This window comes from Xenorhabdus entomophaga (assembly GCF_037996725.1).
GTDB classification, from domain to species: domain Bacteria; phylum Pseudomonadota; class Gammaproteobacteria; order Enterobacterales; family Enterobacteriaceae; genus Xenorhabdus; species Xenorhabdus khoisanae.
In genome coordinates this window covers 36,157-48,615 of the sequence record NZ_JBBMXH010000008.1, presented here as the reverse complement: position 1 = coordinate 48,615, position 12,459 = coordinate 36,157, and the positions used below count along the sequence as shown (strand labels likewise).

Genomic DNA, 12,459 nt, shown 5'->3' with positions numbered 1-12,459 from the left:
AAAATAAAAAAGTACCTTGATAAGAAAGGGAGTTAAAGAGAATTTTAATTAAATATCATACAGTAATGAGTGATAACAAAAGCCTGTTAAGAAATAATGACAGGGTTATAGCTTATTGAGTTTGAGAACTAGATATCACTATAACCCTTTCATGAATTAAATTTAGCCTTTATTTTTTATCAGCTTAATAAAAGTTTCTCGTGCGGTTGGGGAACCCAGACGTTCCGCTTCATCCAACAGTTTCAGCGCCTTATCAATATCACCATGATTAATAGCTCTCTTGATGGCATTATTGAAATACTGTTCTGTATCGCTCAGTACAGGTTTAGCTGCGGGTGCCGTAGATTGTGGTACAGCCACAGGGGTTGTTCTTACTGGTGAAGTGGATACCTCTTGTGTAGAGCCTATGGTAACGGGTTTTGGTGCTGGTGTAGAAAATACCTGACCAATCAGAATATTGCCGGCATCACGTTCTGACTTCACTTTTAGCGTTAAAGTTCCTGTTTCCGTATGGCGAGCGATCGGATCCGGAATATCCGGCACTGCGTTACCTACTCCTTGTGCATAGGCTTTAGCAGGATTGACCATTTGTGTAGAGGACTGCAAATCAGCAAGAGTTGTATAAACCAGTAAATAAATTCGCTGTTGTCCCAATGCAGGCGTCAGTTTTAATACACCCTGAAGCCTGTCAACGGACATAATGCCCGGTTGTTGATAGTGAAAATAGTGGTTTGGATAAAAGGCAGCAGGGTTCAATTGTTCATCAAGTACCAGAACATTTGGCGAATATACCTGATTATCCTTTATCAGACTGTTTAACGTGATCTCTAATGAACCTTGATTAGCAGGCAAAGCAAATGCCGCTATCGCCCCGCGGATATCCTCATTATTAAGTTGTTGTGACGCGCCACTGAGAATAACGGTTTGTGTGTCATGCGTACTAATGGGCTGCCATTGTAACTTGTGTAAGGCTGACAGAGACAACCTTGGTGCAATAGCGTTGGATGTTTCTATTCCTGAATTTGCTTTATTAGTGATTACAGCATTCGATGCAGCATAACTTCCGGCAGGAATCATGCTGTAGAATAACGTACTGAGACAAAGCACGAGTAATTTCGTTTTCATCACCACCAAGCCTCAAACTGAGCACCAAACGTAAATTCATCGCTGTTACCACGGCTGAATCGGTGCGCTGGTGTATCACGATAAGCTACGCCGTTATTATAACCCCACTTCTCATCCCATTTGGTGTAGGTAGCGAATAAACGAATGGCAGGGCGTGACCAGATACTATCACCGGCTTGCCACTGTTGGGCCAGTGTAATTTTGTACTGATTATTGCTCTTGCTGGTTCGTTGGGATTTTACATTGTCATAGCCAACTTCCATCAAGGTACTCATTACTGGTGTCCATTTGTACATTGGGCGGACACCTACCGTGTACCATGTATCGCCATTGTTATTGTCGAGATCAATATCTTGATACATGGCGACGTACATCAGATCCCAGTTTTTTGCAACACTGATGGCACCATGATTCAGAACGCGCAGCATATGCCCGTCATTGTTGACACTAGCGCCTTCAACACGCCCATTCCTGCTGGAAGTCATAGCGTCAGTTGCATACTGTAAGACAAATTTGTTGAAACCACCGAGCATACTTTGGGTATGTTCAGCAGTCAGCATCACACCGTCTTTGGATGCCTTGTGATCAAGCTGATATCCTTTGCGTGCATTAGCGCGTCCATAATTAATGCCAAGCTCCAATGTGCCGCCATCATTGACGGGTAATTTAGCGAGTCTTATATCGAAAACATCATTTGAGGTTGAGATTTTTTTATGTTCACCCGCAACCCAGCCATGTGAGCCACCGGATTCTGTATTGCGGGTTACAGCAAAGGAAAGGTTGCCGAAACCAAGATCAATATTCTCCAACCCTGCGCCGGGGCCAGAAATATCCCAGTAATAGAAGTCGATCATATGAACATCATGGCGTTGGTAGAAACGTTTACCTGCCCACAATGTAGAACCGGGCAACCAGTCAATGATATTGGTTGCTTTTACGTTTGCTTCACGGAAAGCAGGATTGGTTGATTCCCAGTCTTTTTCTTGAGATACGGAGTAAGCTAAATTGGTATCAAAATAGAAACTCTTGTCACCTTCTTTCCATAATTCCTGACCTAGCTTAAGTTCCGCATAGGTTTCACATTCATTGCCGAGACGGTACTTACTCTGAGCGCCTGTGACTGGGGCGCATTTTTGATCGCCGCCGCTACCTGTCCAGCCAATTCCTGAACGGGCATAGCCGTGGAAATCTACCGCAGCAGCCTGCATGGATAACAAACCAGTGAGCATGGCCAATGAGAGAGGCAATATACGCATAATGATTCTCCTGTTATTTTTGATAACCGCGGATCTAGATCCCGGGTTCTTTATGTAAACGTTGGCATGCAGTTCCATCTTCGCGGAAAAGATGGCAACGGTGGGGAGCTAACCCGATAGTGAAGTCTGCTCCTTCTTGCACGAGAACAATATCAGGCTGGCGGTAGACTAAGTTTTGGTGAATGGCAGGTATGCGGATGTGAATTTGGGTTTCATTACCCAGTTGTTCCACTATCTGTACTGTCCCCTCTAACGTAACATCAGCAACATCATTAGGCAAAAGGTGTTCGGGGCGAATTCCCAAAGAGACATTACTACCAACAGTGAGTCCTTTACTTTCAACAGGCAACCAAACAAGTTGACCATTAGGCAGGGTAATTTGTACCTGATCGACGGCAATAGCTGAGACTTTGACAGGTAGGAAATTCATTTTCGGTGAACCAATAAAACCTGCAACAAAGCGATTGGCAGGGTAGTGATAAATTTCAAGAGGTTTGCCGACCTGAGCAATGTTTCCACCATCCAGCACAACAATTTTATCCGCCAGCGTCATGGCTTCAGTCTGATCATGGGTTACATAAATCATCGTGCGTTGCAGGCGCTTGTGCAGACGTGAAATCTCAATTCTCATTTGTACACGTAAGGCCGCATCCAGATTAGAAAGAGGCTCATCCAGCAGAAAGATATTTGGCTCTGCGACAAGTGTTCTCCCAATCGCGACCCGTTGGCGTTGCCCACCGGATAGTGCCTTAGGGCGACGATCGAGCAAATGAGCAAGCTGGAGGGTTTCTGCAACCTGTTGCACCCGTTTTTGAATATCACTTTTTTTGACTCCTGCCAGCTTCATGCCGAATGACATGTTGTCAGCAACAGAGAGATGGGGATATAGCGCATAAGATTGAAAAACCATGCCGACGCTGCGCTTAGCGGGTGGAACATCATTCATCCGTTTTCCCGCCATCAGCAAATCACCGGATGTGATGTCTTCCAAGCCCGCGATCATCCTCAGTAACGTCGATTTTCCACACCCTGATGGGCCGACAAATACGACAAATTCTCCTTCCTGAATATCAAGATTGAGATCTCTGGAGATGACTGTTTCACCATATGATTTAGATACATTGCGGAATGTGACGCTAGACATTTGTTCCCTCCCTCGGATTGGCAAGATTGTGTACAAAATAACAGGTGTAAGAATCCTCCATTCCCGAGTTTTTTATGGGGGAGGAATCAGGATGATGAGATTAATGCGGTTAGGGGATGAAGGAGCCAATTGTCAGATAAGATGTGATTCAAATCGCAAAAAATAATACCTTCTTGGTGTTAACGTTATGATTTTAATTATTTTTGTAACCCAGCTCACACTCATTCTGATTGAGGCGTAGAGCAGGGGAGGATGAGTCTTTTTTCTATTAATTGCACACTGAGAACCATTTTTTAGCCATGTAGCAAAGAAATGAGTAATGAAGAAACTCATCTGAACTGACAAATGATAAAAGGGCGGAATGATGATCAAAAAAAATTTTCAAATGGGTACCCGCACCCTTATGCTGTCTGTTTTAACGACATTGGTATTGTCTGCCCCAGCTTTTGCAAAGTTTGAGGAAGGCAAGCTGGTGATTTGGATCAATGGAGATAAAGGCTACAATGGACTGGCTCAGGTCGGTGAAAAATTTGCAAAGGAAACGGGAATTCCTGTTGTTGTTGAACACCCTGACAAGCTGGAAGAAAAATATACCCAAATAGCGGCTACAGGAGGCGGGCCGGATATCATTTTTTGGGCACATGATCGTTTTGGTGGTTACGCTCAATCCGGTTTAGTCTCTGAAATTACACCTGACAGCGCTTTCATCAATAAGCTATTCCCTTTTACTTGGGATGCTGTTCGTTATGATGGAAAACTGATGGGATATCCTGTTGCAGTTGAAGCGCTTTCTCTTATCTACAATAAAGATTTAATCAAATCTCCGCCTAAAACATGGGAAGAAATTCCTGCATTGGATAATGAACTGAAAAAGCAAAATAAAAGCGCAATCATGTTCAATTTGCAGGAACCTTATTTCACCTGGCCACTGATTTCCGCAGATGGCGGTTACGCTTTCAAGGCAGAAAACGGGACTTATAACGTTAAAGATAGCGGAGTGAATAACGCGGGTTCTAAAGCAGGTATGCAGTTTTTGGTCGATTTAGTCAAAAACAAACATCTCAGTGCTGATATCGATTACTCGATTGCTGAAGTCAACTTTAATAAAGGCAAAACAGCAATGACGATAAACGGCCCGTGGGCATGGACAAATATAGATAAAAACAAAATTAACTATGGCGTTACGTTATTGCCGACATTCAAAGGAAAGCCATCTAAACCTTTTGTGGGTATTTTAACGGCAGGAATTAATGCGGCCAGCCCCAATAAAGAATTGGCGAAGGAGTTTTTGGAGAACTATCTGCTTACGAACGAAGGCTTAACAATGATAGATAAAGATAAGCCGTTGGGAGCGGTGGCTTTGAAATCTTATCAGGAGGTCCTTGCGAAAGATCCACGTATTGCTGCCACGATGGAAAATGCTCAGAAAGGTGAAATTATGCCTAATATCTCTCAAATGAGTAGCTTCTGGTACGCCATGCGCAGCGCTGTTCTTAACAGTATTAATGGTCGTCAGACAATAGATGCTGCGCTTAATGATGCTGAATCAAGAATGACAAAATAAACAAATAACAGGCTCCTGATGTGAAAGGAGCCTGAGTACCCATTGGATAGGCCCTTAATTACGGGAATTGAATTACGGGAATTTTATCTCGAGTAATCGTAACAGGAAGTGCAAGATGTCAGCGACATTAGAAAAAACAGTATGGTGGCAGCATCCTGCCTTGAAATGGTTTGCTGTAGGTGTGTGCCTGCTTTTTACCGGTTATCTGGTTGTATTGATGTATGCGCAGGGAGAATACCTGTTTGCTATGTTGACATTGATATTACTGGGAAGCGGTATTTATGTTTTTGCCAATCGCAAAGCGTATGTTTGGCGCTATACCTACCCAGGAATTGCTGGAATAGGGTTGTTTATACTGTTTCCGCTTATTTGCACGATTGCCATTGCTTTCACAAACTATAGCAGTACCAACCAATTAACTTTTGAACGTGCCCAGACTGTCTTAATGAGTCGTCAATATCAGGCGGGGCAATCCTTTAATTACAAACTCTACCCTGCATCTGATAAGTGGGTTCTGGCGCTGAGCGTTCCAGACAGCACTCAACCACTGGTATCAATGCCTTTTTCTTTTTCTGAGACGGAAGACATTACCTTACCTCTACGTGAACAAGAGAAAAGTGTTGAAGGTGATGCGGCAACATTACGTACGATTACCCAAAATCGCCAAGCCTTGGGCCGATTGGTCGCGGTTCTTCCCGATGGCGGTCAGTTACGGATGAGTTCATTACGCCAGTTTTCCGCTATACATTCTCTTTATTCCCTTGAAGAAGATGGCGCCACATTGACCAATAAACAAACCAGCGTGCAATACCGGCCGAATATGGAGACAGGGTTTTATCAATCCGTTAATGCTGATAGTGGTTGGGGACAGGAAACATTAAGCCCGGGGTTTACAGTTTCCATTGGCTGGAAAAATTTCCTGCGGGTGATACAGGATGAAGGTATTCAAAAACCTTTTTTGTCTATTTTTGTCTGGACGGTGATCTTCTCGCTGCTGACGGTAGTATTAACGGTTGCATTAGGAATGATCCTCGCGTGTATTGTGCAGTGGGAAGCCCTTAAAGGACGGGCTATTTATCGTGTACTCCTTATCTTGCCTTATGCCGTTCCTTCTTTTATCTCCATTTTGATTTTTAAGGGATTGTTTAACCAGAGTTTCGGTGAAATTAATCTAGTGCTTAACGGCCTGTTTGGTCTTAAACCAGATTGGTTTACAGATCCAACTCTGGCCCGGACGATGTTGATTATCGTAAATACCTGGCTGGGCTATCCCTATATGATGATTCTTTGCATGGGGCTGCTTAAGGCTATTCCTGATGATCTCTATGAAGCGTCAGCCATTGATGGTGCAGGGGCATGGCAGAACTTCACCAAAATAACCTTCCCGCTGTTGATTAAGCCACTGACACCGTTAATGATTGCCAGCTTTGCTTTTAACTTTAATAACTTTGTTCTGATTCAATTGTTAACCAACGGCAGACCTGACCATATTGGTACAACGACTCCTGCGGGTTATACCGATCTTTTAGTGAGTTATACCTACCGCATTGCATTTGAAGGCGGTGGCGGACAGGATTTTGGTCTGGCAGCAGCGATTGCGACGTTAATCTTCCTGTTAGTGGGGGCATTAGCCATCATCAATTTGAAAACCACCCGCATTAAATTTGATTGAGGAGAGAAGAATATGGCGATGGTACAACCTAAATCGCAACGTTGGCGGGTATGGGCAACGCATGCGTTTATGCTGGCTTTTATTGCCTTGATTTTATTTCCTTTGTTGATGGTGATTGCTATTTCTTTGCGCCCGGGGAATTTTGCCACTGGTAGCCTGATCCCAGACACCATTTCTTGGGAACACTGGAAACTGGCATTTGGTTATAGTGTGGAATCCCCTGATGGAAGAGTGGTTCCGCCGCCATTTCCGGTTATGCAGTGGCTTTGGAATTCAGTAAAAGTTGCGTCCATTACTGCGATTGGAATTGTTGTACTGTCAACAACCTGTGCTTATGCGTTTGCCCGCATGCGTTTTCGTGGCAAAAGTACTTTACTGAAAAGTATGCTGATTTTTCAGATGTTCCCTGCTGTACTCTCATTAGTCGCGTTATATGCTTTGTTTGATCGGATAGGGGAATATATCCCTTTCCTTGGGCTCAATACCCACGGTGGCGTGATTTTTGCCTATATGGGAGGGATTGCTCTGCATGTGTGGACGATCAAAGGCTATTTTGAAACGATAGATCGTTCGCTTGAAGAGTCTGCCATGCTGGATGGGGCGACAACGTGGCAAGTTTTCCGTTTGATATTGCTACCACTTTCTGTACCGATATTGGCTGTTGTGTTTATCCTATCTTTTATTGGTGTGATTACCGAAGTGCCTGTTGCATCCCTGCTATTACGGGATGTAGATAATTACACGTTGGCAGTGGGTATGCAGCAATATCTTCACCCACAAAATTATCTTTGGGGAGACTTTGCCGCTGCGGCTGTGCTGTCAGCTATTCCTATTACGGTAGTTTTCTTGGTTGCTCAACGCTGGTTGGTCGGTGGGTTGACATCGGGAGGCGTGAAAGGCTGAAATAAATCGGCAACGATAGGATAACGATCGTTGCCGGTTTAGCTGGTTTATGAAGCTTGTTTTCTGGCTTCTCTTACTGTTTGCAATAATTGCCTGATATGCGCATCCGTAAACATAGCTTCCAATGTGACAGTGAGCTTGCGTCGCCAGTTGGGATATTCCTCAGTTGTACCGGGAATATTGACGGGGTTTTCCATATCTAGCCAGTCTTCAGGCTGTAATCCTAATAAGGCGCAATTGCTATGAGCGATATAGTGATGTACAGCGTAATTGATAGAAGCAGACATGGGGTGTTCGGCTTGCCCCTGTAATGCAGTTTGCTGTGATGATGGCTGTTTATCCGTTATAGGCAATGTTTCTGATAAATAGCCATGTTGATTTAAACTTGCCAATAATGCTTGCCTGCAACGTTTACGTTCAGTATGTAACTCAGCAAGCAGTGCTTTATCGGGGTACAAGCCAATGTCTTCTCCTAAAGAGAGATCTCCGTTTTGCCAAAATCCACGTAAGGTAGGTAAATCATGAGTGGTAATGGTTGCCATTGCTTGCACAGGATATTCATCAGGGGAGCGATATTCACCTCGCTCGTTGCGTTCAAAGTAAAACACTTTATATGAATAAACGCCCCGAACGCGTAACTTATCTACAATCTCTTCCGGGACAATACCCAAATCTTCACCAATCACCAGACAATGATGACGCTGGCTTTCCAGTGCCAGTATCGCCAGAAGATCATCGACCGGATAATGGACATAGACACCTTTATCAGCCGTTTCTCCTTGGGGGATCCACCAGAGTCTGAGTAAAGACATCACATGATCGATACGCAATGCACCGCAATGACGCATATTGCTACGTAATAACTCAATGAACGGTTGATATGACTGAGCTTTTAATACATGAGGATTCATTGGCGGAAGCCCCCAATTTTGCCCCAGTGGTCCCAGAATGTCAGGTGGTGCTCCTACCGATGCCTGAGTGCAATAAATGTTGCGGTTACACCATGTTTCAGAGCCTCCTTGGGCTACACCCACGGCGAGATCACGGTAAATGCCTATCGGCATGTGGTTCGATTGGCTGGTTGTGAAGCATTCAGCAAGTTGAATATCAGCTATCCATTGTAACCAAAGGAAAAATTCGATTTCCTGAGGGTGTGAATGACAAAATTTTTTCACTGCCTCACTGTCGAATTCACGATATTTTTCCGGCCATACCGGCCAGCCCCAGTAAATATTGTTTTCTCCATATAGTTTATGGTGAAGTGCATCATAAGCTGCTTGAGAGTAAAGGTTTTTGCCGCCTTTGGTTACAAATTGTTGGAAAGCAATTTTCTGGGGATCATTGCCGATTCGGTTTTTAAATTGTGGATAAGCGAGACGTAGGGCGGCCATTTTTAGTGCCATGACAGTTGTGTAATCAACCCATTCTGCCTGGCGGGCTTGCTGGAGTTTGAGCTGTGTTTCCGGTGAGTGCCACCATGCTTGTGCTTTGGCACTATCCTTAAAATCCTCTACCTGATGCACTGCAATATAGATGATATTGAGCCAGTGACGGGAGGATGGGCTGTAAGGGCTGGCATTTTCAGGCATGGCAGGATAGATGGCATGAAGAGGATTCAGGCCGACAAAAGCACCTCCACGCAATGCCAGTTCTTGCAACATGTATTTCAGATCGCCAAAATCACCAATTCCCCAGTTATGTTCTGAGCGCAGGGTATAAAGCTGAACGCAAGCGCCCCAAAGTTTTTCTCCATGTATCAGCGCCTGTGGTTCATAACAACGTTCAGGAGCAACAATGAGTTGCAAAGTTTGTTGTTGAGAACGGGCTTCTTGTTCCGCTTTTGGTATCAGCGTCAGAGTGTGATACCCCAAAGGGAGGTCGCTTGGCAAAGTGAGTTGATGCTGACAGTGACCATGAAGCACTTCCCCTTGTTCAGTGGTTATCTGCCATTGGTAACTGTTTAGCTCTTTTAGCGGCAGAGTTATCTCCTGACCTTGAATAATCACTTTAACCTGAGGTGAAAAAGAATCCTGTAAGTAAGAAACCGGTCTATCGACCGGTGTATTTTTACTCATGGCTTCCAATATCCGATGCCGGGTTTCAGCCGGGATCGCCTGTGGTTTTCCATAGGCATTAATATATTCGCTGGTAATACCGGCTTCAGTTGCTAAATCATCTAGCCATTTGTTTTCCATGCTCAATCCCTATTTGGTTTGCCAAATACGCTGTTGGTAATCCCGAATAGTGCGGTCAGAACTAAATTTACTCATCCGGGCAGTGTTGAGTACAGCACTGCGTGTCCAACGTTGAGAGTCACGATACAGGGAATCAATTTGCTTATGGGCATGGCAATAGGAGGCAAAATCAGCCAGCACTAAATAAGGGTCACCAGCATCAATCAGGCTATGTAACATGAGATCAAATGCGTGTGTATCTCCGTGGCTGAATTCGCCATTAGCAAGGGAATCCAATATGCCTTTCAGATGATGATCTTGTTGAAGAATATCGTGTGGATTGTAGCCACTATTCAGCAGGGCTTTTGCCTCTTCCACAGTTTTACCGAAGATAAAGATATTGTCGTCTCCGACCTGTTCGGCGATTTCGACATTTGCGCCATCCAGTGTTCCGATAGTGAGCGCGCCGTTTAAGGCCAGTTTCATGTTGCCTGTTCCGGAGGCTTCTTTGCCCGCAGTGGAGATTTGCTCTGATACATCAGCGGCGGGGATCATCAGTTCCGCTACGGAAACGTTGTAGTCAGGGATGAAGGCAATCTTGATGCGATCGCGGACGATCGGATCATGATTGATCTTTTCCGCCGCATGATTAATGGCTGAAATGATGTTTTTCGCCAGATAGTAACCGGGAGCCGCTTTGGCACCGAACAAGAAAACACGGGGGTGGATATCCAAAGCCGGATTTTCCTGAATTTGTCGGTAAAGTGACAAAATATGGAGCAGGTTCAAATGCTGACGCTTGTATTCATGCAGGCGTTTTATCTGCACATCGAAAATGGCATGCGGATCAAGTTTGAGCCCCATCACCTTATTCACATGGTTGGACAAGCGAATTTTATTTTCCTGTTTGATGGTGCGATAAGCTGTACAAAACGTGGCGTCATCAGCATAAGGTTCGAGTTGTTTGAGAGCATCAAGATCATTAACCCATTCTTGGTTTAATGTCTGGCTGATTAATGAAGAAAGCGCTGGGTTGCACTGTTTTAACCAACGACGGGGAGTTACCCCATTGGTGACGTTGTGGAATTTTGTTGGCCACAATTGATTATATTCAGGGAATAAATCAGACACGATCAAAGATGAATGCAGTGCTGCGACGCCATTGACGGCAAAACAGGCGACAACGCAGAGATTAGCCATTCTTACCTGATTGTCATGGATAACCGCCAGTTTTTCCCAGACTTGTTGGTTGTCAGGCCAGGTTTGCTCCACGGTTTCTTTAAAGCGTCGGTTGATTTCTTGAATGATGCGGTGGTGACGTGGCAGGAGATCAATAACCAGCTTTTCATCCCAACGTTCCAGGCCTTCCGGCAGAAGTGTATGGTTAGTATAGGCGAATGTTTGTCCCGTAATTTTCCATGCTGTTTCCCAATCTAACTGGTATTCATCCAGCAGAAGACGCATCATTTCAGGAATAGCGATAGTTGGATGAGTATCGTTAAGCTGGATAACTTCGTAACGTGACAGTTCTTCTATTTTACGCCCTGCTTGTTGGTGACGGCACAGAATATCTGCCACGGCACAGGCACATTGGAAGTATTGTTGCATCAGGCGCAGGCGTTTGCCGGCCTGATGATTATCGTTCGGATAGAGCACCTTGGTTAAGCTGGCGGCGTCAATGCCTTGCTGTTCAGCAAGCAGAAATTGCCCATCATTGAAAAGTGATAGATCAAAGGGGCTATCATATGTTGCCTGCCATAAGCGCAGTGGTTGAGTAATGCCATTGCCATACCCAATTACCGGTAAATCCCACGCTTCGCCAATCAGGGTAAATGCCGGGTTCCACGTTTCATGACCATCGGCAGTTGTCACGATTTCGCCACCAAAACTAACATCAACTTTTAGCTGGGTGTTATGGTGGAACCACGGGTAAGACTCTCGTTCCCAATTATCGGGTGCTTCGATCTGTTGCCCGTGTTCAAAGGATTGGCGGAACAGGCCGTATTGGTAATTCAGGCCATATCCTGTGGCGGGTTGATTGATTGTTGCCATGGAATCAAGAAAGCAAGCTGCCAACCGCCCCAGCCCGCCGTTACCCAATGCAGGATCGGTTTCTTCTTCCAGCAAATCAGTTAAAACGATGCCTTCTTCCGCCAGATAAGCCTGCACATCGTCATACCACCCCAGATTCAATAAGTTATTAGCCGTCAGGCGGCCTATCAGGAACTCCATCGAAATATAGTTCACATGACGTTGCTTACTTTGGGATGGATTGCCATGAGAGGGGTTACCATGATTTTTCTGGGAAGAAAGAGGAAGTAATTCAGAAAGTGCGGCACTCACGGCGAGCCACCACTGATGTGGGGTCATCTCTTGTGAGGAGGTAAGACCAAAGCGTTGCCATTGGCGTGTGAGAGCCGCTTGGAATGTGGCTTTATTTAGCTTGGTTTTTTCACCTGATTCGAATTGTTGCATGGCGTCGTCATCCTGTCACTGAATAAGGAAAATGTAGAGATTCTTTAGCGGAATATGCTGAATGCTCATGGCATGGGAAACATCATCCCGTGAAAATATTCGCGGGGAGGAGTGCAAGGGCGTAGCCATTTCTTTCGAATCTTTTC

At 44.9% G+C, this 12,459-nt stretch carries 8 protein-coding genes; 3 read left to right on the top strand and 5 right to left on the bottom strand.

Annotation, left to right across the window (positions count from 1 at the left end; translation table 11 throughout):
- Window positions 1-162 precede the first annotated feature (162 nt).
- The 3 genes from malM to malK are packed head-to-tail and all read right to left on the bottom strand — an operon-like array spanning window position 163 to window position 3,525.
- The gene (gene malM, locus AAC854_RS02800; protein WP_340615801.1) at window positions 163-1,125 is read right to left on the bottom strand and encodes a maltose operon protein MalM; all 963 of its coding nucleotides are present in this window, start codon (window positions 1,123-1,125) and stop codon (window positions 163-165) included.
- Window positions 1,125-2,381: a maltoporin gene (locus tag AAC854_RS02795; RefSeq protein WP_340615800.1), complete on the bottom strand. Its 1,257-nt coding sequence runs from the start codon at window positions 2,379-2,381 to the stop codon at window positions 1,125-1,127. The genes malM and AAC854_RS02795 overlap by 1 nt, the downstream gene beginning before the upstream one ends.
- 34 nt (window positions 2,382-2,415) lie before the next feature.
- Window positions 2,416-3,525: a maltose/maltodextrin ABC transporter ATP-binding protein MalK gene (gene malK / locus AAC854_RS02790; protein WP_099114166.1), complete on the bottom strand. Its 1,110-nt coding sequence runs from the start codon at window positions 3,523-3,525 to the stop codon at window positions 2,416-2,418.
- A 385-nt stretch (window positions 3,526-3,910) separates the two neighbouring features.
- Here malK and malE point away from each other — a divergent pair, with 385 nt between their 5' ends.
- From malE to malG, 3 genes are all read left to right on the top strand, one after another.
- On the top strand, window positions 3,911-5,089 hold the full coding sequence (malE, locus tag AAC854_RS02785) for a maltose/maltodextrin ABC transporter substrate-binding protein MalE (RefSeq protein ID WP_422824034.1): 1,179 nt from the start codon (window positions 3,911-3,913) through the stop codon (window positions 5,087-5,089).
- 115 nt (window positions 5,090-5,204) lie between these two features.
- On the top strand, window positions 5,205-6,761 hold the full coding sequence (gene malF / locus AAC854_RS02780; RefSeq protein ID WP_340615799.1) for a maltose ABC transporter permease MalF: 1,557 nt from the start codon (window positions 5,205-5,207) through the stop codon (window positions 6,759-6,761).
- Window positions 6,762-6,773: 12 nt separating this feature from the next.
- Window positions 6,774-7,664 (top strand): maltose ABC transporter permease MalG, encoded by an 891-nt coding sequence (malG, locus tag AAC854_RS02775; protein WP_340615798.1) that lies wholly within the window; start codon window positions 6,774-6,776, stop codon window positions 7,662-7,664.
- 47 nt (window positions 7,665-7,711) lie between these two features.
- Here malG and malQ read toward each other — a convergent pair whose 3' ends face one another.
- Both malQ and malP read right to left on the bottom strand, forming a co-directional pair.
- The gene (gene malQ, locus AAC854_RS02770; RefSeq protein ID WP_340615797.1) at window positions 7,712-9,859 is read right to left on the bottom strand and encodes a 4-alpha-glucanotransferase; all 2,148 of its coding nucleotides are present in this window, start codon (window positions 9,857-9,859) and stop codon (window positions 7,712-7,714) included.
- A 9-nt stretch (window positions 9,860-9,868) separates the two neighbouring features.
- On the bottom strand, window positions 9,869-12,313 hold the full coding sequence (gene malP / locus AAC854_RS02765) for a maltodextrin phosphorylase (RefSeq protein ID WP_340615796.1): 2,445 nt from the start codon (window positions 12,311-12,313) through the stop codon (window positions 9,869-9,871).
- Between the last annotated feature and the right edge of the window lie 146 nt (window positions 12,314-12,459).

What these genes read in the sequence shown, in the direction of transcription:
- malM (WP_340615801.1), bottom strand. Translation starts at nt 1,125, where the DNA reads ATGAAAACGAAATTACTCGTGCTTTGTCTCAGTACGTTATTCTACAGC.
- AAC854_RS02795 (WP_340615800.1), bottom strand. Translation starts at nt 2,381, where the DNA reads ATGCGTATATTGCCTCTCTCATTGGCCATGCTCACTGGTTTGTTATCC.
- malK (WP_099114166.1), bottom strand. Translation starts at nt 3,525, where the DNA reads ATGTCTAGCGTCACATTCCGCAATGTATCTAAATCATATGGTGAAACA.
- malE (WP_422824034.1), top strand. Translation starts at nt 3,911, where the DNA reads ATGGGTACCCGCACCCTTATGCTGTCTGTTTTAACGACATTGGTATTG.
- malF (WP_340615799.1), top strand. Translation starts at nt 5,205, where the DNA reads ATGTCAGCGACATTAGAAAAAACAGTATGGTGGCAGCATCCTGCCTTG.
- malG (WP_340615798.1), top strand. Translation starts at nt 6,774, where the DNA reads ATGGCGATGGTACAACCTAAATCGCAACGTTGGCGGGTATGGGCAACG.
- malQ (WP_340615797.1), bottom strand. Translation starts at nt 9,859, where the DNA reads ATGGAAAACAAATGGCTAGATGATTTAGCAACTGAAGCCGGTATTACC.
- malP (WP_340615796.1), bottom strand. Translation starts at nt 12,313, where the DNA reads ATGCAACAATTCGAATCAGGTGAAAAAACCAAGCTAAATAAAGCCACA.